This is a genomic window from Natrarchaeobius oligotrophus (assembly GCF_003841465.1).
Lineage (GTDB): Archaea > Halobacteriota > Halobacteria > Halobacteriales > Natrialbaceae > Natrarchaeobius > Natrarchaeobius oligotrophus.
Genome location: NZ_REFZ01000004.1, coordinates 275228 through 299952 on the forward strand (window position 1 = coordinate 275228; position 24725 = coordinate 299952).

Here is a 24725-nt window from a genome sequence, read left to right on the forward strand (position 1 = left end):
GCGGCGTGTCTCGTCATTACTCCGCTTCGAGTTCGGGGTCCGCCGCGTCGATGATGGTCTGTACCTGGTCTGCCGCCTCCTGGAGTTGCGCTTCGGTGTCGCCGGGCTCCCAGTTGTCGGTCGCCGCGTCGGTGATGATCTGTTGCATCGTCGTGTTCAACACGTCCTCGATCTCGCCCCAGCCGTAGAACTGCGGGAACGTCCGGCCGGTTGGCAGAATTTCGTTGCGAAACGACTGGAAGATCGGATTCTGGAAGGTGTCGTGTTCGAACGACTCCTCGACCGCGGGCAGCATCGACACCGTCTCCGCGAGCTCGGCGTTGACTTCCGGTCGTGCGAGGTAGTTGACCCACTCTGCGGACTCTTCCGGGTGATCCGTCCACGGGTGGATGCCGACCAGTTCCAGCCCGTAGAAGACCGCCGATTCGCCGCGGGGACCGGCCGGTAGCTGGTTGGCCGTGAAATCCTCCGTCGAGACGCCGTCCTGGTCGGCGTACTCGAAGATGAACTGCAACGTTCCCCAGGTGCTGGCCATCCGCTGGTTGATGAACGCGCTCTGGGCCTCGTCCGTTCCCCACTCCGACGTGCTCGATTCCATCACGTCGTGTTCGTAGAACAGATCCTTCCAGAAGTTGGCCGCTTCGACTCCTTCGTCGTGGTGAAACAGCGGCTCGGAGTAGTCCTCCGAGAGCAGGTCCCCACCGTTCTGCCAGAGCATCGTCGAGAAGAACTGGCTGCCGGCGTTCTGGAGCGTCGAGAGCCCGAAGAAGTACTGATCGTCGTCGTCGTTTTCCTCGTTGAACTGCTCGCCCATCTCGATCAGTTCGTCCCACGTCTCGGGACTGCCGCTCAGTCCCGCCTCCTCCATCATCGGCTCGTACTGGATGTGCGCTCGCGGTCCCCAGTACCACGGCGAACCGACGATCATTCCGTCGTACTCCGCAATATCGACCGGCGGCTCGAAGTACGTGTCCGTGCTGACGTCGATGTTGTCGATCTCCTGGAAGTCCATCCAGCCGTTCGCCTCGACCTGCTGTGGCAGCCAGCTCGAGGCGATCTCCTCGACGTCTGGTCCCGTCTGGCTCGTGATGCTGGTGAGCTGCTGTGAGAACGCGTCACTCCATCCCATCAGCTCGACCTCCACTTCGACGCCGGTCTCTTCTTCGAACGCCTGGGTGTGTTCCTCGAAGAACTCCTCGAATCCGGGTGCGTCCATAAAACGCGCCGAAATCGTCACGTCGTCGTCAGTCCCACCCAGACACCCCGCGAGGCCGACTGCGGCGGCGCCGCCGCCGGTCGCTTTCAGAAACCCTCGTCTCCGTACCGTGGTGTACTCTCTCATGTTCCAGACTACCATTTATGGACTCACTATTTAAAAATTTCGCCGGATGATGTTCAAGATCATCCCACTAATTGTAATACTAGTTGATCTAACTCGGACAATTTTAGCCCATTCGTGCAGAACACTCGATAATTGCTGGAAATTGAATGGCTCGATGGCGCTTGCGCCCGTGCAGGCGACGACGCCCCGCGACAGCGTTCCCGGATACTCCCCGCCGTCAGTCGGAGTCGATACCCGACCGAGTGGTGATCCCGGGATCGGACGCACTCGAGGAGAGACACAGCGAGACGAGCGCGACGACGACTCCGAGAACCGCGAGGGCGCCGTACATCTCCTGGGGCCCGATCAGGTCGACGAGACGGCCGGTGAGCAGTTCACCGACGGCGGTTCCTGAACTGACGCCGCCGACCAACAGCAGGCTCTGTGCGGTCGATTTCAGTTCGGACGGTGAGAGCGCGTACGCGAGGTTCACCGAGGCGAGGTTGAACAGGGCGTAACCGGCACCCAGCAACAGCTGGGCGAGGACGATCACCGCGACGCTTCCGGTACTCCAGAGGAGGAGGTAGGTGCTCGTATAGAGCGCGCCTGCAACCACCATCAACCGGCGGTAGGATCCGCCGCGGCGAGCGATGTAGACGAACGCGGTCGCCTCCGCGATCGTCTTGATCAACCACGCGACCCCCGTGATCGAGTCGGGGTGACCGACGGCTCGAACGTACACCGAAAAGAACGCCGAGCTGGCCGGCGTCATCAGCCCGAGCGCGAACGCCGCCGCGAGCAACAGGAGAAACTGCCGGTTCAACAGCGGCAGAACCGTCTCGAGCGAGAGGTCGCGCTCGAGCGCGTCCGGATCGTCGATCGGCACCACGAAGAGGAGACAGACCACCAGTCCCATCCCGGCGGCGTACGCAAAAAAGATGAGTTCGGTCTCGAAGACGCCGATGAGATAGCCGATCGCGAGTCCGACGACGCCGAACGCGATCGATCCGTACGCGCGCACGCCCTCGTAGGACGTTCCGGTCGAGAGTACCAGCGCGTTCGCGATCGGCATGACGGGGGCACGGAAGGCGGCGAACGTCACCGTGGCGACGACGACGACGGCGAACGTCGCCGAGACGTGCGGAGCGAGCGGATACAGGAGTACGGCGGCTCCCGCGACGATCGAAGAGACGTACAGGATGAGCTTGCTGACGCCCTTCCAGTCGGCCACGAAACTCCAGATCGGCTGTGCCAGTATCGTACACAGCGGGAAGAGAAAGCCGACGATGCCCATCTGCGTCCCCGTCATGCCGATCTCGTCGAAGAAGACGTTTCGAAACATGACGTACCCGCTGTAGGACGCAAACAGCACGAAAAACAACAGTTTGAATCCGCGCCGTTCGTTCATGCTTCCCGCTCGAGTTCCGTTCGATTACCGCCGAATCGCCGCCCGAACCCCGATCGACTCATCAGTTCGAGTACCGGTCGATCATCCGGGCGATTAAACATTCCCATTTGAGCAAGCGTTGGCCGTCCACCGAGTCGGCGGACTCCCGCGGTCGAATCGATGGCTCGTGGGACGTCGGGGGCGACGACCTCCGAGCGTGTACCACCGTGTTCGGCCCGTACCCGCCGGTCCGGATTCAGGCGTTTCGCTCGTGGATCTGATTCATCAGCGCCTCGAGTTCGTCTCCCAGTCGCTCGTAGATTTCCGCGCCCTTCTCGGCGGTCGCGAGCTCCGGCCGTCCGATCGCACCGGAGTGAGAGTACTCCTCGAACTCGCGGTAGACGGAAAGCGGTCCGCTCTCGAGGAGGTCCGTCGTTCCCAGATCGTAGGGCTCCTCGAGCGGCGTCGCCTCGATCGCGTCCTCGTCGACGAGGCCGGGACGCAGGTGCAGCAGTAGCGACGTCTCGAACTCGCCGCCGTGGGCCATGCCGCCGACGTCGCTGTCTCTGATCTCGTCGACGAATCCGGCAGCGAGTTCGAAGTAGGTCAGCCCCAGCACCTCCACGTCGGGATGTTCGACACCGATGGTGCTGACGGCTGCCGAGATCAACGCGCCGTTGCCGCCGTGGCCGTTGAGGAGCACCAGCGCGTCGAAGCCGTTCTCGAGGGCGCTGTTCGCAACGCTCTCGAGGACGTCCATCGCGACGTCGAACTCGAGCGTGATCGTCCCGCCGAACGACGTGTGGTGGGGGGAGAACCCGGACCAGATCGGGGGCGTCGTCAGGATCGGAATCTCGTCCTCGACGCGCTCGACGGCGAGGTTCGCCGCGGCGTCGACGAGGATCGTGTCGGTCGCTACCGGGAGGTGGTGGCCGTGTTGTTCGACGCTTCCGACGGGAACGACGAGGATCGAACCGTCGCGTTCGCCGATTTCGCGAACCTCGCCGCAGGTTTTCCCGGCCCAGTCGCCGCTTCTCGAGCCGATACCTTCGTACACCATACCGACCCTTTCGCCCTCCGACACTTATATCCGCTGGAAGGAATCCAGTACCGATATGGCGGTTCGATCCGATCGACTGCTATGGACGTTGCAATCTGGGCGTACCCCTGGGACTTCGTCGACGGGGGAGTCGAGTCGTCCGTCGACGAACTGGCCGCGATTGGCGTCGACGAGATCAATCTCGCGACGAACTATCACGCGGTTCGGTCGTTCGCTCCCGACAATCCGAACCGTCGGTCGTACTTCGCCCGCGCGAGCGCGTACTTCCAGCCGAACGAACCGTACGGAACGCTCGAGCCGGTTCCGGCCGAGGCGATGGGCGACGACGACTGGGTCGACGACGTCGCGGCGACGGTCGCCGAGACGGATCTGTCGGTGAACGCCTGGACGGTCGGCTGTCACAACTCGCGGCTGGGACTCGCCAATCCGACGCTGACGATCACCTCACCGTACGGCGATTCGTTACCGTTCGGCCTCTGTCCCTCCCAGCCCGCCGTACAGTCGTATCTGACGACGCTCGTCGAAGAACTCGACGGACGCGACGCGTTCGACCGGATCGAACTCGAGGCGTTCGATTACGTCCACGGCAGCGGTTTCGGCTGGCACCACGAGAAGGTCTTCGTCGAACGGGGTGCGCTCGGCGAGTTCCTCCTCGGTCTCTGTTTCTGCGAGGCGTGTCGGGAGAACGCGGCCGCGGCGGGCGTCGACGTCGACCGTGCGCGTGCGGCCTGTGTCACCGCGCTCGACGCCATCTCGGCCCGTCGACTGCCGCCGTCGCTCGAGCCACGCGAGTGGGTCCGCGCTCATCCGGCGGCCGAGGCGTACCTGCGGTGTCGAGAGGAGACGTTGACCGACCTCTTCGCGACGATCCGCGCCCGGACGGATTCGGCTCTCGGCTACTACGTCGGATTGCTTGAGGTCGGCGACGAGTGGCTGTTCGGCGCGGATCTCGACGCGCTCGCGGAACACGTGGACTACTACACCGCGATCGCGTACGAGTCGTCTCCCGAAGCGGCCGCAGACCGGATTCGGATCGCGACGGAACTGACGCCGGGGACGCCGATTCACGCTGGCGTCCACCCCGGCCCGTCGGTCGCCGGCGACGGCGAAACCGTCCGAGAGATCGTCGACGCCGTCGTCGACGCCGGCGCGGAACGCGTCTCGTTTTACAACTACGGCCCGCTTCCGAAACGGAGCCTCGAGTGGATCGAGTCGGCGATCGACACCCACCGCTGACGGTCGCCGTCGCGGTCGGCTTTTCGCCGCCGGTCGGATTCGGTGCTCGATCGTTCGGCGTTTCGTTCGACTGTTTCAACAATGGTGTATCATATGATAGAAGTACAATAGCGTTGAAGCTCAACTCGGAACGTCCGTACGACGAGGCAGATGCGTCGACGCACGTCGATCGATTCTGACGTCCGGTCGACGTGTCGGTCGTCGGTCCCCGGTCGCTGAAACGAATCCTCCACGCTACGGTATCGTTGGAATACTGCCCGAGCAGGACAACTATTATAATACGGTGTGGATAGCTAGTCGTATGTCACGGCAGGCGGACGCGGACCACTCGATCAACGCGGTTCGACGAGCGTTCGAGATCGTCGACGCCCTGCGAACCCACGACTCGCTCACGCTCACCGAACTCGCCGAGACGCTGTCACTACCGACGTCGACCGCGCACGTCTACCTGCAAACGCTCGAGCGCGAGGGGATGGTCGTCCGCGACGGACGCCGGTACCGAAACAGCCTCAAGTTTCTGCTGTACGGCGGCGAGGCTCGCCAGCAGGTGGATCTCTTCGACGCCTCCAGGCAGGCGATCACCGAACTCGCGGTGGAAACGGGCGAACGCGCGGCGGTGGGCGTCGAGGAGAACGGAAACCGGGTGTTGCTCTCGCTCGTCGACGGACCGAACGCCGTCAGCGACAACATCCCGGCCGGCGAGTTCACCGAGATGCACTGGACCAGCCTCGGAAAGTGCATCCTGGCGTACCTGCCCGAACCCCGGCGGGCGGAGATCATCGCGGAGAGCGATCTCCCGCGGGCGACGCCGAATACGATCACCGACGCCGACCTGCTCGAACGAGAGTGCGAAACCATCCGCCAGCGAGGGTACGCGATCGAGGACGAAGAACGCCGAGAGGGGATGCGAAGCATTTCGGTGCCGATCCTCGATCCGGACGAGAACGTCCTCGGCGCGATCGGCGTGACCGGCCCGACGAACCGGTTCGACCCTGAGTCGATGTACACCTACAGCAGGCTACTCGAGCGAAAGGCGAACGTCGTCAAACTCCGGATCGTCTACTGATCTGGACGCTGACACTGTGTCCCGGGGCAGCCGAGAACGGTACGCGGTTGCACCGAAACCGACGGCCTGCAGTCCGTGCGGGGGTCAGACGCCCCGGTGTGCGGTCCACCCGCCGTCGACGAACAACGTCTCGCCGGTGATCCACGACGCGTCCGCCGACGCGAGAAACGACACCGCCTTCGCGACGTCCTCGGGCTCTCCCAGCCGGGAAAGCACCGTCTGTTCGCGCGAACGCTCGACGTCCTCGTCGCTCAGATAATCCTGTCGCGGCGTTTTGACGAAGCCCGGACAGACCGCGTTCACCCGCACGTCGTCCGTACCCAGTTCCGCCGCGAGATCGCGCGTCAGATTCGCCAGTCCCGCTTTCGACGACGCGTACGCCGGTCCCGCTCCGCCCTCGATCGCGTGGACCGACGCGACGTTGACGATGCTTCCGGCGCGCTCTCTGAGAAACGGGGCCGCGAACTTCGAACAGTAGAAACTCCCCGAGAGGTTGACGTCGATAACCCGACGCCACCTCTCGGGCTCGAGCTCCTCGAGGCCGCCTTCGACGTGGATTCCGGCGTTGTTCACCAGGACGTCGAGTCGGCCGTCGCTGTCGACGGCGCGTTCGATCAGGGTCCGACATCCACCGACCGTCCCGACGTCGGCTCGGACGAACGAGGCGGTTCCGCCGCGCGCTTCGATCTCGCGGTGGGTCGGTCTCTCGCTCTCCGGTCCGTACCGCGATCCCGTCTTCGGCTGTTCGCGAACGTCGCCGACGACGACCCTGGTATCGTCGTCCGCCAGCTCGAGCGCGATGGCTCGACCGATACCGGTGCTCGCCCCCGTGACGATCGCCACCCTCTCGTCGGACGAACTCATACCCGCCGTTCGTCGGGGCCTCCCATAGTTCTTCCCGTCCCCGCGAGAGCGAGCGTCGGTCGGACTGACCGTCGCCGGCGAGTCCGGTTCCCGTCACGGTCCGGTCCGACGCCGCTCGCTGATACGCGTCCGTTGAATTCGTGTAGGGGATTCCATGATAGTTGGAACAACGGTCGGATCATCGCGGCCGCTCGGATTACGACCGTATGGCTGTAATCTCCAGTCGGCGACGTCGGTCGACCGTGGCGCGGTCGCGATCCGCGTCACCGCCTTCACTGCGGGTATTGTCCCGACAGTATTGTCCCGGACACATCGACCAACTATCTAAATTATACAATACTAATATATATTATGTATCGGACAATTCGATCGAGCGAGTCCGATCGTCGGCGGTTCCAGCGGCGTGGCGCACGTGGCGGCGAATCGTCGACGCTGTACGGGCCGTTGCGGCGATGTGCCGGAGCGACCGGGACGCTCGGGTCGCTTCCGGGACCGCGGACGGCGGGCCGTGGAAACGGCGATGCTGTCGACTGCAACGGCGACGCTGTCGACTGCTGTCGTTTCCCGCCTCGAGCGCAATTGCCGTCGCTTTCACCGTTTGCGGGCGGGCCGTCTCCCGTTGCCGACGGATTCAGTTCGACACTGTACTCCGGGCGCGTGATCGGTTCGGACCGGTTCTCCCGCGTTTTCTGTTCGACCCGCCGTGTGCGCCCGCCGGTCGAACGCGACGCCAGGCCTCCGGCCGGATCGAATCCGCCGAAAATTCGGAGTACAGCGGCCTGCGGGCGATTTTCGATCTCTCTCGAATCGGTGGCGGCGTTCGTCCACCGATTCGCGTAGATACTATCAAATATCCAATCGAATCGGAATATACTATTAATATTGAAATGCTACTCCCGATCGCTCGTCCACCTCGTTCCCGAGCGAACTGCCGTGGTCATTGTTCGCACGTCGTATCGGTCGGTGCTGAGCAGTCCGAGACAGAACAACCCCGAAATGGCGGCGGCCAGCCAGTTTCCGTAGAGGACGTTGATCGTCCCCCACAGCAAGACGAAGCTCACCAGGTCGTCGAGGACGAACTCGCATCGACGGACGCGCTCGAGTAACGCACGCCGGTCGAAAGCGTGGTCGACGAGCACGACGGCGACCGTCCCCGAGAGGATCCAGCCGAGGTAGTTCGAGACGGGGACGCCGTAGTACGGCCCCGGCGGCGTAAACTCCCAGAACCCGACGGCGACCGCCGCCGGATCGAGCACGAGGTCGATCGCGACCACGGCGGCGATCGCGGTCGGAAGCCTGTACAGCGGGGAGTCCGCACGTCCCTCGAGCACCAACAGCGTGAGCAGGTAGGCGTTCAGCACGAGCGGGATGAAAAACAGCGGAAGCGCGAGGGGCACCGCTCCAAGCAGCATCGGACCGAGCTGGATCGCGTACTCGAACGCGCCGTAGGGCCAGTCGGTTCGAACGCCGACGATCTCGATGGCGTACGTGTAGGCGGTGAGCACCCCCAGAAAGCCGACTACCCGCCAGTCGACTCGCGGAAGAAGACCGACGATCAGCGGCGAGCGCATCACGGCGGTTCCGAACAGGATCAACAGCGGATTGTACGCGAGCGGGTCGGGGAGTAGCCCCTCCGCGCTGGCGACCAGCGTGATCGCGCCGACGACCGGGAAGACGACGGCGATCGTGAACCGATTGTCGCGGACGACGTCCTCCAGCCTGCCCTGGATGGCCTCGCGGGTGGATTCGTCCTCGAGCGTCGATCGTCCCGACCTATCCATGGACGACCCTCCACAGTCCCCCCACCGTCAGCGCGGCCCCGACGGCGGTGTTGATCGCGGGGAACCACCAGTACGCCCGCTCGATCGCGACGCTCGAGGCGGCGATCGCCGCGACGAGGGCGGGATACGCGAGCATGACGCCACCGAGCCTGTAATCGACGCCGGCGAAGGCGGCGGCGCTCGCGAGCCAGCACGCGCCGCAGTACGCGATCGTTCGCCGTTCGCCGAGGACGGTCGCGGTCGTTCGAATCCCCGCCTCACGATCTGGTTCGACGTCGGGAATCGCGGAGAACGTGTGCATTCCCATCGCCCACAGCCAGCCGCCGACGACGGCGAGCGCCGGTGGCTGGGTTCCCGCCACCGCGGCGTAGGCTGCCGCCCCGGGAACGACGTACAGCCCGTTCGAAACCGAATCGAGTACCGGGGTCGTCTTGAACCGAGCCGGCGGGGCGCTGTAGGCCGCGCCGAGGACGAGAAACGCCAGCAGCCACGGCCACGCGATCGACGGAAGCACCGCCAGCAAGAACACGCCTGCGGCCGCACAGAGGCCGACGGCGAGCGGAACGTACCGCTGTCCGCGGTAGCGAGCTTCCCGACTCCCCTTTTTCGGATTTTCCGCGTCGATCTCCCGGTCGTAGACGTCGTTTATTCCGTAGAGAAAGACGTTCGCCGGGACGAGAAAGTACGCGAAGAGTCCGAACGTCACTGGCGTGACCAACTCGCCGGGAGCGCTCGCCGCGTAGGCGACGCCGACGAGAACCGGGCCCGCGAGATAGAGCCAGAACCGCGGCCGCGACAGCCGCAGGAGGTACGCCAGTTCCTCCCGAACCGTCCCGTCGCCGGCTTCGCCGTCCCGCAGTAGCTGGCCGATCACGCTCGTCACCTCGGCTCCGGTCCGCCGCGGTCCTCGAGCACCGCTTCGGCCGTCAGTTCACCGCTGATCAGGCACATCGGCATCCCGATCCCGGGCGTGGTGTCGCCGCCGACGAAGTAGAGCCCGTCGACCGCTTTCGAGCGGTGCGGCGGCCGAAACAGCGCGGTCTGGCGGAGCGTGTGTGCGAGTCCGAGCGCCGTCCCCCGGTAGCTGTTGTACCGATTCGCGAAGTCCTCGACGCAAAAGCGCTCCTCGAGGACGATTCGATCGCGGAGCTCGACGCCGGTGTGTCGCGCCACGTCGTCGAGGATCCTTTCGCGGTAGGACTCCCGCCGTTCCGGCGTGTCCTCCAGACCGGGTGCGATCGGAACGAGGACGAACAGCGCGCTGTGTCCGTCGGGGGCGACGGTGTCGTCCGTCTCGGAGGGAACGCAGAGGTAGTAGGCCGGGTCGTCGGGCCACTGGGGGTCCTCGAAGATCTGATCGAAGTGCGACTGCCACTCCGGCGGGAGGACGAGCGTGTGGTGGGCGAGTTCGTCGACGTCGCCCTCGACGCCGAGATAGAGCAGAAACGCCGAGGGTGCGTACGTTCGCGATTCCCAGTACTCCTCGTCGTAGCCGCGTCGGTCGGGCGCGAGCAGCTCCAGTTCCGTGTGGGCGTAGTCGGCGTTGCTGACGACAAGGTCCGGCCGAAGCGGTCCCTCCGGCGTCTCGAGCAGAAACGCTCCCGCCCTTCCCTTAATCGCCGTCACCGGCCGTCCGGTGTCGTACTCGACGCCGAGTTCCGCGCCGAGATCCGCGATCGCGTCGATTACGGCCCCGATGCCACCGTCGGGGTACCAGACGCCGAGGTTGAAGTCGACGTGGCTCATGAGGTTGTACAGCGCCGGCGTGTTCGTCGGCGAGCCGCCGAGAAACACCAGCGTGTACTGCATGATCTGCTGGAGCCTCGGATGGTCGAAGTAGTTCTCGACGTGGCCCTGCATCGATCCGAGCAGGGACAATCCGCGCGCCTGGCGGGCGACGTTCAGGTCGACGAAATCCCGCAGCCGCGAGCGATCCTCGTAGACGAAGTGCGTCATTCCGACCTCGTAGTTTTCGCGGGACTTCTCGAGATAGCGCTCCAGAGCGTCGCCGGCACCCTCTTCGTACTCCTCGAACAGCTCTTTCGTTCGCTCCCTGTCCGGCGTGATGTCGATCCGGTCGGCTCGCGGTCCCTCGCCGGTACCGTCGGTGGGCGTTGCGTCCTCGCCGTCTTTGAAGAACAGCCTGTAGTGAGGATCGAGTCGCGTCAGCTCGTAGTAGTCGCTCGGCGTCCGATCGAAGTCGCCGAAGAACCGCTCGAAGACGTCCGGCATCAGGTACCACGACGGACCCATGTCGAAGCGAAACCCCTCGGCCTCGAGTCGGCTCGCACGACCGCCGAGTTGCTCGTTTTTCTCGACGACCCGTACGTCGGCACCCGCGTCCGCGAGATAACACGCCGTCGAGAGCCCGCCGACGCCCGCGCCGATCACGACCACGGACGTTCCGGCTAGCGATTGCATACACGAACGGACTGTTGGAGCGGTGATAAATGTACGTCACAACAGTGTTGGGGTCGGGGTGATCGAGCGACTCGAACGGTGCCGGCAGAATCCCGAGCCCGCCGTCCGGCGTCGCTATCGATCGATGCGATCCGACAGGCCGAGTCCCTCGCTCGATCCCGTTCGTAACCGCGCGTAGCAGTACGACGCGACCAGCAACGCGACACCGAGGACGAGAAACGACGCCGTCCGGGCGACCGCCTCGAGGTCGCGCGTGTCGAACAGGAACACCTTGGCGGTGGCGAGCGCGAGCACGCCGACGCCGAGCAGCCGGAGGCCCCGAACGCCGCCCCCGAGACCGATTCCCAGGAGCGCCAGCCCGAACAGCACCCAGGCGATTGAGATGCCGACTCCCGACAGTTCGAGCCCGAGGATCAACACGCCGAGTCCCGTCGCGGCCGCGGCGTAGCCCGCCGGAACCGTCGCCTCTTTACCGCGAACGTCGGCCGCGGGATCGGCGCGCGAGAACCACCAGGCCAACCCGTAGAAGGTCGCGACCGCGAGCGCGAACGCAACGGGACGGCCGGTCAACGTCGCCGCCGGATCGGCCGCATCGAACGCGGGAAGATCCGTCGCGTCGACCGCCAGCAGCTTCACCACGAGCGCGCCGGCGACGACGTGTGCGCCCACCTCGAGTGCGGGCGTGGCTCCGATCCGCGCGAGGGTGACGGCCGCACAGACCACCGCAAGGGTGCCGACGGTCGCCGCGAACGTGCCGGCGGCCAGCACGATCCCCGCCGCGAGGAACGCGACCGCGCTCGCACCCGCCGGTCCGTCCCGCCGGATCGGCCGCCGGTCCGTGAGCAGGTACGTTCCCGCAAGCGCGGCGGCGACGGCGACGGCTCCGAGTCCCTCGACCGCGGACGTCGCGACCGCACTCCTGATAGCGATCTCGAGAAAGAGCGTCGCGAAGCCGGCGTTTGCGACGGTCAGGACGGCGGCCTGGGTGCGGAACGATCGATCGAACGTCGCGTCCGACTCACCGGTGCTCGCAGCCGCCCGGAGAACGTAGCCGCCGACCAGGTACGTCGCGAACGCCGCCGCGCCGGCCCCGCCGATCGCCACCGCTGACGGCTCGAGATCGACGAGCCACAGAAACAGGACGCCGTAGGTGGCAAACGCACTCGAGACGACCAGGCGGCTCCACGGGCGGATCGTCGCGATGGCCGCGATCCCGCCGGCGAGCAACAGGACGTAGACGGGTGTCACCGCGACCGTCGCCGCGTCGGTGCTCAGCGTCGCGGTGACGTACCCGAGCAAGAACGCCTCGCCGGCGACCAGCGGCGCGCCGTCGCGGATCGACGCGCCCGCGGTGACCGTAACGAGCAGCGTCAGCGCGAGGAGGACGGCCCACAGCGGCGTTCCGATCGCTTCCCGGTAGCTTTCGAATCCGTAGGCGGCGTACGTGCTGAAGTACGCGATCGCCAGGCCCGCGCCGGCGGCGATGCGTCCCCACCGGACGCGTCCACGTCGGACCGCGGCGTACCGCCCGCCACCGAACAGCGCCAGCCCCGCGAGCGCGCCGACGGCGACGCGGCCGGCCGGTCCGAGCAATCCGATCTCGATCGCGAGCCGGACGAAAAAGACCGCGCCGACGACGAGCGCGAGCGCACCCACGAGCCCGAGCCACCGAACCCCGAGTACGGACTCCAGGTCGCGGTCGGCGGCCGACGCCTCCGGGGGTTCCTGGGATTCCGCGGCTCCCGCCTCGTCCGTCGGCGACGGTTCCGCGTCCGCGTCGATTCCGTCGGTCGCGGACGCGCCTTCCGTCGGCTCGTCCGCCGGTACCGAATCGTCCTCGGTGAGCCTCTCTTCGATCGTCTCGAGTCGACGGTGGAGGGCGTCGACCTCCGTGCGAAGCCGTTCGACCTCGCGCTGGAGATCCTCGTCGTTCATCTCGTCTAACACGTTCGACCGCCTCCTCATAAGTCACGGGGTGGGGAATCGTCCCATCCGGACGCGGCGTCGACGGTAACCGATTCGGTCGGCGCGGGGTGACGACGTTCGCCCGGTTTCGCCCACCTGTCCTACCGCAAACGCGTTGTTTCCGGATCGACTCGCGTCGTCGGCCGGCTTCCTAATTTAGTATAGCAATTATTGATTTATGAACTGTCGTCGGAGCGCGTTCCACGAATCGAACGGAGAGTGCAGCCGCTACGAGCGCGGTTCTCGAGAGAAGTCAGAATTTTAGTCGATGTGGCCTTCGCGCCGGAGCTGATCCGCGTCCTGGCCGGTGTAGCGCCACTCGATGGTGGCTTTTTCGTCCTGCCAGTCCCAGGGTTCCGCGACGACGACGTCGTCCTGTTCGATCCAGGTGCGGTATTTCATCCGGCCGGGAATGCGGCCGAGACGCTCCTCGCCGTCCTCACAGCGGAGGCGAACGTGGTTGCCTCCGAGGTGTTCGGTTACGACGGCGAATACTTCATCGCTGTTGGGCATACGGAGATTCCGTCGCCCGGATTCTTCTGTCACACCCTCACTACGCGCGGCGGACGTTTAAATCATCGGAGAGATGCGGTAGCGTTTGACGTGACTCCCACTCGGAACTCCCGAAAAACGCTGGAGATGGCTCGAAACCGCCAAATACGCCGATCTCTCGAGCGGTCCGCCAACCTCGTCACGGCGGAACTGCCGTTCGACGCCGCGCGATGGGGGCCCTACAGCCGGCGATCCGAATCGGGGTTTTCGAGTTCCCAGAGGAGTTCGGGGAGGAACGCCTCGAGGTTGTCGATCACCCGCCGCTCGCTGACGTTCAGGCCGTCGCAGTGGTCGTGGGCCGACTCCCGCACGTCGACGTGGAGGTCGCCGCCCTCGAGCCAGACGCCGAGGGGGAACACGGAACACCGGGTGGGCTTCCAGTCCTCCTCGAGGTGAAGCGTACACAGGCCGTCCTCGCGGAGAAAGGCGCAGGCGTGACCGTCGTCGCCGACGTGATCGTCCCGCGCTTTCTCCTCGCGCGTGACGAACTTCTCGCCTCGGAAGTCGGTCGTCGTCTCCGCGAGGTTCGCCCGCCGGGCGAGTTCGAGGAGATCCCGATCGTAGAGCAACACGCCGTGGTGACAGCACCAGGTGCAGTCGTCGACGCACTCGAACGTGAGGTCGGGATCGAACTCGACGACGGCCTCGCGACCGGGATGTACCTCGACCCGCCGCGTCGCATCTGCGCTCACGGCCGTCCGAACGGCGCGCGCCGGGAAGTGCCTTTCTGCTCGAAGCGGCGGATCGATCCGCTCGAGGTGGAAGGCCGAAGACGACGGGTCAGGGCGACTACACGACCTCGAGTTCGCCGTACATGAACCCGGCGTGGGGCGAGCAGTAGTACGGTTGCGTGCCGACGTCCTCTGCGGTCCACTCGAACGTCTCTCCCTCGCTGGCGATCGTCTCGTCGAAGGTCTCCCCGCCGCCGCTTCTGTCGTCGATCGAGTCCGTCGACGTCACCGTGTGGAAGACGCCGTCGGCGTTGACCCACCGGACGGTCGTCCCCGCGTCGATCCGGACGTACTGCGGATCGAAGACGAATGCCGGCTCGTCGTCCTCGCCCTCCCGCGTTTCGATCTCGACGACGTCCTCGCCGGTCAGGTCGACGAACTCCTCGTCGGCGTCGTCGTCCACCCCCTGGTCGGTCTCGTCGTCGCCCGAGGCGTCGGTCGTTTCGTCGCCGTCGGTTCCGTCCCCATCGCTCTCGACGTCCTCGGCCGCTTCGTCGTTTCGGTCGTCGTCCTCGCCGAGACAGCCGGCGAGCGTCGAAAGCGCGGCGACGCTCGCCGCCCCCGCGCCGGCGAGCACGCGACGTCGACTCGATCGTCGTTGCGACATCGCTACTCCGGCGGCGTCGGCATGAACTCGCGATCGACGCCGACCTCGACGTCCCCCCACGGCATCTCGAGGGGGCGAACGGCGTGGTGGACGAGCCAGAAGCCGTGCTGGTCCGGATCCTGGCCGCCGTGGCCGGCTTCCCAGCCGTCGGCCTCCCAGAGGTGGAAGTGGGTGAAGTCGTCGTGTTGTCCCGCGGGGACGTCGTCAGCGTCGAACTGACCGCGGACGCCGATCCCGAAGTAGATCAGTTCGTTGGCCTCCTCGGGATTTGGCTCGTCCCAGTGCAGGAACATCAGTACGTCCTCGGTGACGAACTTCCAGACGTGGGAGGGCGTGTACCCGTTTGCCTCCTGCTGATCCTCGTTCGTCCACTCGTCGTCGAAGATCTCGAGGAGTTCGTCGCGGTCGTCGTCAGAGAGGTCTCCTTCCCCGCCGTCGGGGGCGTTCCAGCCGGCGTCGTGGCCGTCGCTTCCCTCCTCCGGCGGCGTCGGCATGAACTCGTAGTCGACCCTGGCGTCGATCGACTCGTCGTGGAACGGGTACTGGATCTCGCGGACCGCGATGTGGGTCAGCCAGTACCCCTCGTCTCCGGTTTCGCCGCCGTGTCCGCCCTCCCAGCTGTCGGCCGTGTGCTGGTGGAAGTGCGTGAACTCCTCGTCCGGCTGGCTCTCTTCGGTGAACAGTCCCTTCCGACCGATCGTGATGTAATCGAGCGCGGTCGCTTCTTCGGGGTTCGGCTCGTCGAAGTGCAACCCGATCAGCGTCTCGTCGCTGACCCACTTCCAGACGTGACGCGGCGTGTAACTTCCGTTTTCGCCGTCGATTTCGTGTTGCGCTTCGTTCATCGGCTGATCGTCGAACGCGGCGACGAGCGCCCCGATGTCGTCGGCCGAGAGCGACTCGCCGGCCGGTCCGGGCTCGAGGCTCGACAGCTCTTCTGTGCTATCGTCCTCGTCTCCGTCCGTCGTTTCGTCGGCGTCGTCGCCGTTCTCGTCGTCCGTCCCGTCGTCTGCCGCGGCCTCGTCGTCTCCGAGACAGCCGGCGACCGCGAGCGCTCCGCTCGCGCCGAGGACCTGTATCACTCGCCTGCGATCTACCGTTCGCGATGGATCGATGGTCATACACGCGAACGGACGTTCGAGTACCGGTTGGCCCTATGGTGGTCGTGTGTCACTCGCGCCAGAGCCCGATGTACTTTTGTACTGCGTTCGTCCGACCGCACGGTGTCGGCAGTTCGACTCAACGCCAGGGTCGCCGAATCGACGTCGTAGACGTCCGATCGAACCGGTCGGCGAGTACAGTGTACAGCCCGCCCAGAACTCCTCCCCAGAGGACGTGCGACACGAGCCCCGGTCCGGTGAGGTTGGGGACCACCGCCTGGACGCCGACCGCGGTGAGCCAGGCCGGCATGACGACTCCGGCCGCGACGAGCCAGAGGACGACTCCCCACGCGATTCCGAGTCCGGTTCGAGCGGCCACGCCGTGATACCGCCTCGCCGCCGGGCGGACGGTACCGGCGGCAAAGACCAGACCGAAGACGACGCTGTGGAACAGGTGGGTGATCCATCCGACCACCGCATTGTCGACGCCGTAGAGCGCACCGATAACCGGAAGCAGACCCTGTGCATACTGGAGGTACAACCCCATCGCCAGACCGGCGACGATCGACGCGACAGCTGCGGCTCCGAGTCGATTCCCGTCGATTCCAAGCGCCGATCCCGATTCGGTAGTCTCCGGGGCACGAGGGAGGGTGATGGTTATCGTCGTTCCGCCTTCGGTTTCGACCGCGATCGATCCCTCGTACCGTTCGACGAGGAGACGAACGCGCTGGAGGCCGAATCCCGCCGTCGGATCGTCGTACTCGGGGAGACGTCCCGACTCGAGCAAGTCGTGCTGGCGCGCTGGAAGCCCCGCGCCGGCGTCGGAGATGCGAAGTTCGGCGACGGAACCGGCGGCTCCGACGGTCACCGAGACGGACGATCGGTCCCCGGTCGGCGAGTCCGCTCCGGAAGCAACGACAGCCCGTTCGCGTCCGTGGACCAGGGCGTTCTCGAGTAGCTCTCGAACGACGATCGCGATCCGTTCGTCCGCGAGCACGTCGACGGACTCGAGGTCGCTCTCGACGGAGGAATCGTCGTACTCGGAGAGGACCGCTTTCGTGGCGGTGGTAAGATCGACGCGACCCAGCGGCGATTCGTCCGCCGCCGCGAGGTCGCCGACATCTTCGACGGTCGTCTCGATTCGGTCGGCGGCTTCCCGGATTGCGTCGACGCTTTCGGAGCTCGTGTGCGTTACGAGCAGGTCCGAGTAGCCTCGAACGACCGTCGCACTGTTCAACACCTCGTGGCGAAGGATGCGGTTGATCAGTACCGCGCGGTCGGCCTGTCGTTCGATCTCCTCCCGTCGTCGGCGACTCGCAGCCGAGCGGTCGCCGATCACTGCTCCGCCGACCGCACCGCCGAGCAGGACGTTCGCCACGAGCACGTTCGACTCGAGAACCGTCGTTGGCGAGCCGCTGCGAAACACCGCTTCTGCGGCGGTCAGTCCGAGAACGACCGCCATCGCGGCCGTCCCGAGGTAGGTCCACGTCGCGACGGTTCGAACGTACGTCCGGCGAAAGCTGCCTATGGCGAGTGCAACGCCGAAGACGGTGATTCCGAGTCCGATCACCAGCGACACTGCCCCGGCGACGAGAAACGGAACCACCGCGTCCGCGTCGACGGTTTCGGCGACGATCAGTCGCGTCAACCCGAATCCCAGCGCCGCGACGAGAATCCCCGCGAGTTCGATCTCGCTGCTCCGGCGAACCATATCACTCCGTTAAAACCGTACTACAAAAAGTTGCCTCTCGATACGGTTCCCGTTTCGAGCGCTTTCGGGACGCGATGCCTACGGCTGGAACTCGTCGATCCGTTCGTGAACCGTCTCCGCCCATTCGTCGACCGCCTCGTGCATCAACTCGTGTACGTCGGCCACTGGAACCGCGAAGTACTGATAGACGTATCCGCCTCCCTCGAGCAGTCGACGCTCTCGCGTCACCAGTTCCTTCTCACACAGCGTCGACAGCGATCGGTTTACGGTACTCCGGTCGCGTTCCAGGTCGGCGGCGAGTTCCGATACCGTACTTCCCTGGAGTTCGTATAATCGGAGGAACGTTCTGGTTTCGTGGGACTGTATTCCGAAGACGCACTCCATGATCCGTTCGAACGCCGGATCGTCGACGAGCATGAGTGCTTCCATGGCGTGCTCGCGTTCGACCATGCGGAATCGTTCGGCTGCCGTCCTCTTAGCTATGGGTCACGTCGCACTCGCGCCGGATCGACCTCGTCGTCACCCACCGGTCGACTGCGCCGCCTCCCGTTCGAGTTCGTCGCCGGTCGGCCTTGCCAGGCGATACCGCTCGAGACGCGTTCGCATCTCCCCGTCGCTTTCGTCTCTCAGCAGCTTCAGCGCGGTATCACAGTAATACGTTCCACCTCGACGCCTGATCGCCACGTTCATCGTCCGCCCGAGGATGTCGACGTCGACGATCACGCGATTTCCTCGCTCGAGCTCGCGAAGAATCTCGTCGGCGGTGAGTTCCTTTCGATCGACGCGAATCGTCTCGACCAGTGGGTGAGACAACGGAGTACGCGCCCGTGAATCTACGTGCCGTCGCCGATCGGACCGCAGAGTTTCGGAAAACGCCGACGATCACCGCTCGTCGAGGACGAGGTAGGTTCGCGCGCCCCGATTCTCGAGCGAGACCGCGTCGGTGTCGACGCTCGAGCGGACGAACTCTTCGACTCCGGCCGCGTGGAGGTCGGTCACGTCGATACGTTTGCGCTCGGGAGTCTCCGCAGCGTTCGGTCCGTCCTCGCCGGTTCGGTCGTGATCGGCGCTCCGGTCGACGATCAGTGTCATACGTCTCGATTGGACCGACAGTACGTCAATCCGATCCGTCCGAGGTGAAAGTGAAAGTGGTCTCGAGAATCGCTGTGTCGAAGGATTTCACCGACCGACCGCTCGTCGACCGCGGTCACTCGAGTCGGTTGACCTCCACGACGTGGTCGCCGTCGACGGTCTCGAGGGTGACGCGGTCGACGATCGCCTCGCGTGCGCGCGATCGCCACTCCCCGACGGCCTCGGCGTGGCGTTTTCGGACCCGCTCTGTGTCCGTCGGCCCCGAGTCGAACTCGCCCTCGAGCGTCGGATACGCCTCGAGGACGTCGTCGTCGATGACGTCTCCGGGCGGGACGTGGATCGCGCCTGTCGCGGCCGCGTCGTCGGTTCGACAGACGTGGAGGCGCGCCCGCATCCGGCCGTGAAACGGCGGGGTGATCCGCAGGACGGCTGTCCCGGGATTCTCCCGGCCGTAGGCGTACGCGTCGACGGCGTCTTCGGCCGTGATCGCGAGCGAACGGATCGCTGACGGGTCGTCCCCTCCCATCGTTCCCGCGTTGGACGCCGATCCCGTTAACTGTCGCGCTCGATCGGCGGGCGGAAGACGCGCGCTTCGACGTCGGTCGAGACGCCGTACGTCGCCTCCGCGACCGACGCCGGGTACCCGTCGGCGTCCTCGTATCGGGATCGAAGCGACGCGGTGACGGCGTCGCGAACGCAGGCCCGCGTCGCCGCGCCGACGGGCGTTGCGCTCCCGGAGAAGGTACTCGCGCGTCCGTCGGGAGCGTGTCCGACGGCGATCGCGTCGGTCGTCGTGCCCGGAAATCCGGTCGTCGAGAGCAGCGTCGCCGCCTTGGCCTCGGCCGCGACCGCGAGCAGGTTCGCCAGCGCGCCGGAAGCGAGCGCTCGCGTCGTCCCGACGACGAGGTTCACCGTCCCCAGCGGATCCGGGCTCGGCTCGTCCGCCGGGCCGTCGTCGGTGACGCTGTCGGGGAGAGTCCCACCGTCGGGATCCATCGGCAACGCGGCGGGATTCGACAATCCGGCGGTCGCGTACGCCGTCACCGAGCCACACCGCGAGCCGCGCGCGTGCTCGAGGTCGACCCCGGTGAGCAGGACCGGTGCGTCGCGTTCGTCGCCGTTCGACCCGAAGCCCGCGCGCTCGAGGCGAGCGGCGACGTAAGCCGACAGATCCGTTCGATCCCAGCCGTCAGGAACCGAGACGTTGTACGCGACGTCGGCGGTTCGTCTGCCGCCGTTCCAGCCGCTCGAGAGCCACTCGGTTCCGCGCCGAGCGACGCGGAGCACTCCGTCCCGTCGGACGGCGCGATACTCCGGGTCGCCGTTGGCCATCACTCGCCCTCCTCGGACGCCTTCGAGTCGGAGACGTTCAACGCCGCGAGCAGCCGGTCGTTCGCTTCCCGATCTTTCACGGCGACGCGAATGTGGGAGTCGAGGCCACGAAACGTCCTCGCGTCCCGGACGACGATCCCCTCCCGGCTGGCCTCCTCGAGGACGCTCTCGACGGTCCGATCGTCGTCTTCGCCGACGCCACACAGCAGGTACGGCGCGTCGGCGGAGTGGACGTCGAACCGACGCTCGAGCGCCTCGCGAAGCCGGTCGCGCTCCCGGGCGGTTCGCTCTCTCGTCTCGCGCACGAACTCGTCCCGTCGGAGACAGTAGGCTCCGACGCGTGCGGCGGGGACGCCGAGCGACCACGATCTGCGTGCCGTCTCGAGCGCCTCCCGTTGCTCGCCGCAGGCCACCGCGAACCCGGCTCGGAGCCCGGGCAGTCCGAACAGCTTCGTGAGCGAGCGAGCGACGATCACGTTCTCGCGTTCGAGGCCGACCGCCGACGGGAGATCCGTGAACCCGAGAAACGCCTCGTCGACGAGCAGCGTCGTCCCCGCCGTTGCACACCGGTCTGCGAGTCCCTCGAGGTCGTCGAGAGCGACCGCGTCGCCGGTCGGGTTGTTCGGCGTACAGACGATCGCGAGCGACGCGGCCTCGAGCACGGACGGACCGAGGTCACAGACGTCGTCGTACCTGACGAACCGCGGCTTCGCGCCCTGGAGCCGAACCTCCCGGGCGTACTCCCCGAAGCTCGGGTACGGAACGACGGCCTCGTCTCCCGGCTCGAGAGAGAACTCCGTGGCGAGTCTGATCGCGGCCAGCCCACCCGGCGCGGGGATCACCGACGCGCGGTCGCAGCCGACGAACTCGGCGGCGGCGGCCCGAAACGCCGGGTACTCGTCGTCGGGGTACCGACGGGACTCCTCGAGCGCGCGCTCGTACACCGCCTCGACGCCGGCCGGTGCGTCCGGATTCGTGTTCGCCGAAAAGTCGAGGACGGTCGGATCGGGGTCGCCGCCGTGGGGAACCCGCACCCCGGTTCGCATCGAGTCAGGATCCACGCCGCTTCCCCCCGTCCGAACTCGCCTCTCCGTTCCCGTCCGTCGCCGTCTCTCCCGGGCCGTCAGATCCGATGCCGAGCCGATCGCAGATGGTTTCGAAGCGCTCTCTGACCGCTTGCAGTTCGTCGTCGGAAACGAGCGAGAGGGCACCGCCCATCGCGACGCCCTCTTTCGCCTCGCCGGCACAGTAGCGTTCCATCGCGACGTGACCGCGGCGATCGAAGCCCGGATCGGTGACGACGAGGTCGCACTCGAGTCGCTCGCAGGCGCGCTCGAGTCGCTCGCCCTGCTCGTCGGCGACGAACGACGTGGTTGCGATCGAGAGCCGATCCTCGACGCCGGCGTGGCGCAGTACGGCCGCGACGGCGACCATCTGCGTTCCGCCGGCGAGGGTCACGTCGATTCCCGCCTCGAGCGCGCCCGCCGCGATTCCGGCGACGGTCGGCTGGACCGGATCGCCAACCGCACGGATCGCGGCCATCGGTTCGGTCGCGCACGCTCCGGGCTCCAGATCGCTCGCGTCGAGCCCCTGATCGACCGTGCGGCGCTTTCGCTCGAGCGGGTTCTCCGGCAGCGACGACGAGACGGTCGCCGGCTCGCCCAGGGCGGTGAGCACGCCGAGTGCGGTCGTCGTCCCGCCGGGGACGGTCTCGCCGATCAGCACCTCGTCGTCCGGCAGGCTCGAGCCGAAGTCGTGCGCTCGGTCGAAGATCGCTTCGGAATCCTCGACGGCGACGGCGTCGCGGACGGTGGCGCCGGGGTCGACGCCGAGGTCGACCGTCGGTGCGGCCGTCGGTCGTGCGAGTCCGGCGTCGACGACCGCGAGGTCGAATCCGACCACCTCGCGGACGGCCCGCGTCACCGCGGCCGGCGTCGGACAGCCGGTCGGACTCACCGGCGTCACGGGCGCACCGGTCGGCTCGCCGTAGGCGAGGATCTCGACGTCGGCCGACGGCGTGTGGGCCATCAGTTCCGGGGCGGCACCCGCGGCGCTGATGCCGTCGATCAGCGCCGTTTCGGTCGTCCCCGCGGGCAGGATCACGCGCATCGGTCGGCACCTCCGCTTCTGGCGTCGGACCCGTCGCTCTCCAGTAGCGCGGCCGCGATACGGGCGTCTTCGAGTCTGTTCACGTTGACAGCGAGTCGGTAGTCGTAGCGTACGTCCGTCATTTCGTGTGATTCCTCCGGATCGCCGACGACGTTGACCCCGGTCGGCACGAGGTGATCGTTCGGCTGGAGTCGCGTCTCGTCGCTCACGCCGAGTCGGCGCTTGAACGCCGCCGGCACGCACACCGTTCGCGAGGCGTTCAGGTCGCCGTGATCGGCGCACACCCGGTCGATCGTCGGCGCCTCGAGTAACGGCAGGTCGGCCGGCACCGTCAACAGTGGCGTCGACACGTCCGGCCGATCGAGGGCGGCCAGCAGATCGTCGACGTAGCCGTCACCGGGCGTCTCGACGAGGTCGACGCGATCGTCGTCCGCGAGTAAACGCCGCGTCTCGGGTGCGTTTGGCGACGTGGCGGCGGAGATCGACTCTACGTCGCTGGCCTCGAGCGCGTCGACCACGCGCTCGACCATCGTCGTCCCTCGAATCCGATGGAGCGGCTTCTCGCGGTCGCTCTCGAGGCGCGTCCCGCGGCCGCCGCACATCACGAGAGCGTCCACGCGATCACCCCCGCGTGGACGCCGACGACGCGCGCGATCTCGTTCGCCGCGCCGAAGACGTCGCCGCTGACGCCGTCGAGATACCGGTTCGCCCAGTACCACGGCAGCGAGACGGCGACGACCGCACCGCAGAGCGCGACCGCGGCCGGGTGCGGCCAGACGATCGTCGTTCCGGCGAGGACGACGACCGCCGGCGGGAGTACCCCTCTGAGAGTAGCGTTCTCGACGAATTGCTTTCCCATCCCGTCCCGACTCGCGCGTCCGAAACACGCCATGCCTGCCAGCCCCAGCTTCGCGCCGATCTCGGCGGCGACCGCGACTGCGACCGCCGCGAGCGCCGGAAGTCCGGCCAGTCCGAGCCCGCCGAGTGCGAGCCCGCTCACGACGAGCGCCACCGAGAGCACCGCGCCGACGCCGGTCGTCGTGTCTTTCATCGCGTCCCGGCGGCGCTCGACGTCACCGTGGACGACGACCGCGTCGCCCAGATCGGCGACGCCGTCGAGGTGGTGGATCCCCGTCACGGCGTACACCGCCAGAACGTAGCCGAACGCGACCGTCACGGCCGGCAGCGTCCCGGTCCCCAGGAGGGGAATCGCGGCCAACGAGCCGGCGACGAGCCCCACGATCGGCAGCGCTGCCGGCGTCGACCGGAACGCCTCCCAGTCGCCGTCTTCGTACCCGACCGGTAGCCGCGTCAGAAACCCGAGCCCGCCGCGAACCGCGCCGATCCATCGGCCGATCATCGACGCACCACCTCCGCCGGATCGACCCGCGGACGCGTCGATCCGATCGCCGCACCGATCGGTGAGAGCGCCCCGCTCGTCTCGAGTTCGGTGACGGTCGCCGCACTCGCGGCCGCGAGGACGGCCGCGATCAGGACCGAGACGACCGCCGCCAGGCCGACGAGCGTTACGGCTCGTTCGCCGTCGGCGACCGTCGGCCAGTCGGCCCCGGGATTCAACGCGTACGCGCCCGGTTTTGTCAGCCGAACCGAGAGCACGTGTGCGAGGGTCGCCATCGGCCAGCCGGAGTTCGGTGAAGAGGGGGTTCGAGCGCATTCGCGCGCGCGAAATAGCGACCGGACGTCGACGACGGCGACGGCAATCGCGACCGCGGTCACTCGTGCCGGAATCCACATGACCGCGTCGTCGAGCCGTGCGCTCGCGGTCCCCAGCGGCTTCGACGGATAGCCGAGCATCGAATCCAGCGTGTTGACGGCCTTGATCCACGCGGCGACGGCGGCGGCAAGCGGCAGCGAAATCGGCGCGAGCACGGCGAACGGTAGCAATACCGCGACCAACCCGTCGGAGAGATTCTCGGCCGCGCTCTCGATCGCTGCGCTTCGCACCTCCGCGGGCGAGAGCGCCGAGGCGTCGCGGCCGACCAACCCGCGCACCCGCTCGCGCGCGGTCTCGACGTCGGCGTCCGTGGCCCGAACGACCTCGTCGGTCAGCTCGAGCAGCGATCGCAGGCTGATCGTCAGAAACAACACGACGCCGGCGAGGACCGCGCCGACGAGCTGGCTCCAGTTCGACGCGAGCAGGACCAACCCGCCGGCGGCGACGGCGGCTACGAGCGGGAGACCGGCCGCGATTGCGACGCCCGCCAGTTGCTGTCGCCGCTCGTCCGCACTCCACTCTCGGTCGGTTGCACTCACGAGGCGACCGAACCAGGCGACCGGGTGAAACGCGTTACGGGGCTCGCCGACGAGCAGATCCAGGCTGAACGCGAGCGCGATCAGCGCGAGCGTCGTCAGCGCCACGGTCGCCCCTG

Annotated in this window: 25 protein-coding genes; 2 read left to right on the forward strand and 23 right to left on the reverse strand. The window is 66.6% G+C overall.

Translation table 11 applies throughout. The features are described 5' to 3' along the window. Positions 1-16 precede the first annotated feature (16 nt). From EA472_RS08045 to EA472_RS08055, 3 genes are all read right to left on the reverse strand, one after another. Positions 17-1342, reverse strand: coding sequence for an extracellular solute-binding protein (locus EA472_RS08045; RefSeq protein ID WP_165874850.1), 1326 nt, complete (start codon positions 1340-1342; stop codon positions 17-19). A gap of 217 nt (positions 1343-1559) precedes the next feature. Beyond that, on the reverse strand, positions 1560-2729 hold the full coding sequence (locus EA472_RS08050) for an MFS transporter (RefSeq protein WP_124190992.1): 1170 nt from the start codon (positions 2727-2729) through the stop codon (positions 1560-1562). Positions 2730-2964: 235 nt separating this feature from the next. Further along, positions 2965-3768, reverse strand: coding sequence for a creatininase family protein (locus EA472_RS08055; RefSeq protein ID WP_124190993.1), 804 nt, complete (start codon positions 3766-3768; stop codon positions 2965-2967). Between the two features lie 81 nt (positions 3769-3849). Here EA472_RS08055 and EA472_RS08060 point away from each other — a divergent pair, with 81 nt between their 5' ends. Together EA472_RS08060 and EA472_RS08065 are read left to right on the forward strand one after the other, a co-directional pair. Beyond that, positions 3850-5004, forward strand: a complete 1155-nt coding sequence (locus EA472_RS08060; RefSeq protein ID WP_124190994.1) for a hypothetical protein — start codon at positions 3850-3852, stop codon at positions 5002-5004. A 301-nt stretch (positions 5005-5305) separates the two neighbouring features. Next, entirely contained in the window at positions 5306-6070 is a 765-nt protein-coding gene (locus EA472_RS08065) for an IclR family transcriptional regulator (protein ID WP_124190995.1), read from the forward strand. Between the two features lie 84 nt (positions 6071-6154). Here EA472_RS08065 and EA472_RS08070 read toward each other — a convergent pair whose 3' ends face one another. The 20 genes from EA472_RS08070 to cbiB form a co-directional block, all read right to left on the reverse strand. Continuing rightward, positions 6155-6934, reverse strand: a complete 780-nt coding sequence (locus tag EA472_RS08070; RefSeq protein ID WP_124190996.1) for an SDR family NAD(P)-dependent oxidoreductase — start codon at positions 6932-6934, stop codon at positions 6155-6157. A gap of 890 nt (positions 6935-7824) precedes the next feature. Then, complete coding sequence (cruF, locus tag EA472_RS08075; protein WP_124190997.1) at positions 7825-8715, reverse strand: bisanhydrobacterioruberin hydratase; 891 nt, start codon at positions 8713-8715, stop codon at positions 7825-7827. Next, the gene (locus EA472_RS08080) at positions 8708-9589 is read right to left on the reverse strand and encodes a prenyltransferase (RefSeq protein WP_243637798.1); all 882 of its coding nucleotides are present in this window, start codon (positions 9587-9589) and stop codon (positions 8708-8710) included. The genes cruF and EA472_RS08080 overlap by 8 nt, the downstream gene beginning before the upstream one ends. 5 nt (positions 9590-9594) lie before the next feature. Next, positions 9595-11136: a phytoene desaturase family protein gene (locus EA472_RS08085; protein WP_124190998.1), complete on the reverse strand. Its 1542-nt coding sequence runs from the start codon at positions 11134-11136 to the stop codon at positions 9595-9597. Positions 11137-11250: 114 nt separating this feature from the next. Continuing rightward, positions 11251-13071: a DUF2339 domain-containing protein gene (locus tag EA472_RS08090; protein WP_124190999.1), complete on the reverse strand. Its 1821-nt coding sequence runs from the start codon at positions 13069-13071 to the stop codon at positions 11251-11253. A gap of 291 nt (positions 13072-13362) precedes the next feature. Continuing rightward, on the reverse strand, positions 13363-13647 hold the full coding sequence (locus EA472_RS08095) for a translation initiation factor eIF-1A (protein ID WP_124191000.1): 285 nt from the start codon (positions 13645-13647) through the stop codon (positions 13363-13365). A 185-nt stretch (positions 13648-13832) separates the two neighbouring features. Continuing rightward, on the reverse strand, positions 13833-14345 hold the full coding sequence (locus tag EA472_RS08100) for a YkgJ family cysteine cluster protein (protein WP_124191001.1): 513 nt from the start codon (positions 14343-14345) through the stop codon (positions 13833-13835). 97 nt (positions 14346-14442) lie between these two features. Beyond that, positions 14443-14991: a cupredoxin domain-containing protein gene (locus tag EA472_RS08105; protein ID WP_124191002.1), complete on the reverse strand. Its 549-nt coding sequence runs from the start codon at positions 14989-14991 to the stop codon at positions 14443-14445. Positions 14992-14993: 2 nt separating this feature from the next. After that, entirely contained in the window at positions 14994-16112 is a 1119-nt protein-coding gene (locus EA472_RS08110; protein ID WP_124191003.1) for a hypothetical protein, read from the reverse strand. A gap of 118 nt (positions 16113-16230) precedes the next feature. Next, positions 16231-17802 (reverse strand): ATP-binding protein, encoded by a 1572-nt coding sequence (locus tag EA472_RS08115; protein ID WP_124191004.1) that lies wholly within the window; start codon positions 17800-17802, stop codon positions 16231-16233. A 78-nt stretch (positions 17803-17880) separates the two neighbouring features. Then, positions 17881-18252 carry a helix-turn-helix domain-containing protein gene (locus EA472_RS08120; RefSeq protein WP_165874851.1) on the reverse strand — a complete coding sequence of 124 codons (372 nt, stop codon included), beginning with the start codon at positions 18250-18252 and terminating at the stop codon, positions 17881-17883. Between the two features lie 69 nt (positions 18253-18321). Beyond that, positions 18322-18615, reverse strand: coding sequence for a hypothetical protein (locus tag EA472_RS08125; RefSeq protein ID WP_243637800.1), 294 nt, complete (start codon positions 18613-18615; stop codon positions 18322-18324). Positions 18616-18684: 69 nt separating this feature from the next. Next, complete coding sequence (locus tag EA472_RS08130; protein WP_124191005.1) at positions 18685-18894, reverse strand: hypothetical protein; 210 nt, start codon at positions 18892-18894, stop codon at positions 18685-18687. 115 nt (positions 18895-19009) lie between these two features. Beyond that, complete coding sequence (locus tag EA472_RS08135) at positions 19010-19420, reverse strand: hypothetical protein (RefSeq protein ID WP_124191006.1); 411 nt, start codon at positions 19418-19420, stop codon at positions 19010-19012. Between the two features lie 26 nt (positions 19421-19446). Then, entirely contained in the window at positions 19447-20226 is a 780-nt protein-coding gene (locus EA472_RS08140) for an adenosylcobinamide amidohydrolase (protein ID WP_124191007.1), read from the reverse strand. Then, the gene (locus EA472_RS08145; protein ID WP_124191008.1) at positions 20226-21287 is read right to left on the reverse strand and encodes a threonine-phosphate decarboxylase; all 1062 of its coding nucleotides are present in this window, start codon (positions 21285-21287) and stop codon (positions 20226-20228) included. The genes EA472_RS08140 and EA472_RS08145 overlap by 1 nt, the downstream gene beginning before the upstream one ends. Then, the gene (cobT, locus tag EA472_RS08150) at positions 21277-22335 is read right to left on the reverse strand and encodes a nicotinate mononucleotide-dependent phosphoribosyltransferase CobT (protein WP_124191009.1); all 1059 of its coding nucleotides are present in this window, start codon (positions 22333-22335) and stop codon (positions 21277-21279) included. Before cobT ends, EA472_RS08145 begins: the two co-directional genes overlap by 11 nt. Then, positions 22326-22937 carry an NTP transferase domain-containing protein gene (locus tag EA472_RS08155; RefSeq protein WP_124191062.1) on the reverse strand — a complete coding sequence of 204 codons (612 nt, stop codon included), beginning with the start codon at positions 22935-22937 and terminating at the stop codon, positions 22326-22328. Before EA472_RS08155 ends, cobT begins: the two co-directional genes overlap by 10 nt. Continuing rightward, a complete protein-coding gene (gene cobS / locus EA472_RS08160) occupies positions 22937-23695 on the reverse strand; it encodes an adenosylcobinamide-GDP ribazoletransferase (RefSeq protein ID WP_124191010.1) in 759 nt (252 codons plus the stop codon). Before cobS ends, EA472_RS08155 begins: the two co-directional genes overlap by 1 nt. Next, positions 23692-24714 carry an adenosylcobinamide-phosphate synthase CbiB gene (gene cbiB, locus EA472_RS08165; protein WP_124191011.1) on the reverse strand — a complete coding sequence of 341 codons (1023 nt, stop codon included), beginning with the start codon at positions 24712-24714 and terminating at the stop codon, positions 23692-23694. Before cbiB ends, cobS begins: the two co-directional genes overlap by 4 nt. Between the last annotated feature and the right edge of the window lie 11 nt (positions 24715-24725).

Coding starts and splice junctions, on each gene's coding strand:
- EA472_RS08070 (WP_124190996.1), bottom strand. CDS start 6,934: ATGAGTTCGTCCGACGAGAGGGTGGCGATCGTCACGGGGGCGAGCACC.
- cruF (WP_124190997.1), bottom strand. CDS start 8,715: ATGGATAGGTCGGGACGATCGACGCTCGAGGACGAATCCACCCGCGAG.
- EA472_RS08045 (WP_165874850.1), bottom strand. CDS start 1,342: ATGAGAGAGTACACCACGGTACGGAGACGAGGGTTTCTGAAAGCGACC.
- EA472_RS08090 (WP_124190999.1), bottom strand. CDS start 13,071: ATGAACGACGAGGATCTCCAGCGCGAGGTCGAACGGCTTCGCACGGAG.
- EA472_RS08155 (WP_124191062.1), bottom strand. CDS start 22,937: ATGTGCGGCGGCCGCGGGACGCGCCTCGAGAGCGACCGCGAGAAGCCG.
- EA472_RS08120 (WP_165874851.1), bottom strand. CDS start 18,252: ATGGTCGAACGCGAGCACGCCATGGAAGCACTCATGCTCGTCGACGAT.
- EA472_RS08115 (WP_124191004.1), bottom strand. CDS start 17,802: ATGGTTCGCCGGAGCAGCGAGATCGAACTCGCGGGGATTCTCGTCGCG.
- EA472_RS08065 (WP_124190995.1), top strand. CDS start 5,306: ATGTCACGGCAGGCGGACGCGGACCACTCGATCAACGCGGTTCGACGA.
- cobT (WP_124191009.1), bottom strand. CDS start 22,335: ATGCGCGTGATCCTGCCCGCGGGGACGACCGAAACGGCGCTGATCGAC.
- cobS (WP_124191010.1), bottom strand. CDS start 23,695: ATGATCGGCCGATGGATCGGCGCGGTTCGCGGCGGGCTCGGGTTTCTG.
- EA472_RS08130 (WP_124191005.1), bottom strand. CDS start 18,894: ATGACACTGATCGTCGACCGGAGCGCCGATCACGACCGAACCGGCGAG.
- EA472_RS08105 (WP_124191002.1), bottom strand. CDS start 14,991: ATGTCGCAACGACGATCGAGTCGACGTCGCGTGCTCGCCGGCGCGGGG.
- EA472_RS08055 (WP_124190993.1), bottom strand. CDS start 3,768: ATGGTGTACGAAGGTATCGGCTCGAGAAGCGGCGACTGGGCCGGGAAA.
- EA472_RS08110 (WP_124191003.1), bottom strand. CDS start 16,112: ATGACCATCGATCCATCGCGAACGGTAGATCGCAGGCGAGTGATACAG.
- EA472_RS08060 (WP_124190994.1), top strand. CDS start 3,850: ATGGACGTTGCAATCTGGGCGTACCCCTGGGACTTCGTCGACGGGGGA.
- EA472_RS08140 (WP_124191007.1), bottom strand. CDS start 20,226: ATGGCCAACGGCGACCCGGAGTATCGCGCCGTCCGACGGGACGGAGTG.
- EA472_RS08135 (WP_124191006.1), bottom strand. CDS start 19,420: ATGGGAGGGGACGACCCGTCAGCGATCCGTTCGCTCGCGATCACGGCC.
- EA472_RS08050 (WP_124190992.1), bottom strand. CDS start 2,729: ATGAACGAACGGCGCGGATTCAAACTGTTGTTTTTCGTGCTGTTTGCG.
- EA472_RS08085 (WP_124190998.1), bottom strand. CDS start 11,136: ATGCAATCGCTAGCCGGAACGTCCGTGGTCGTGATCGGCGCGGGCGTC.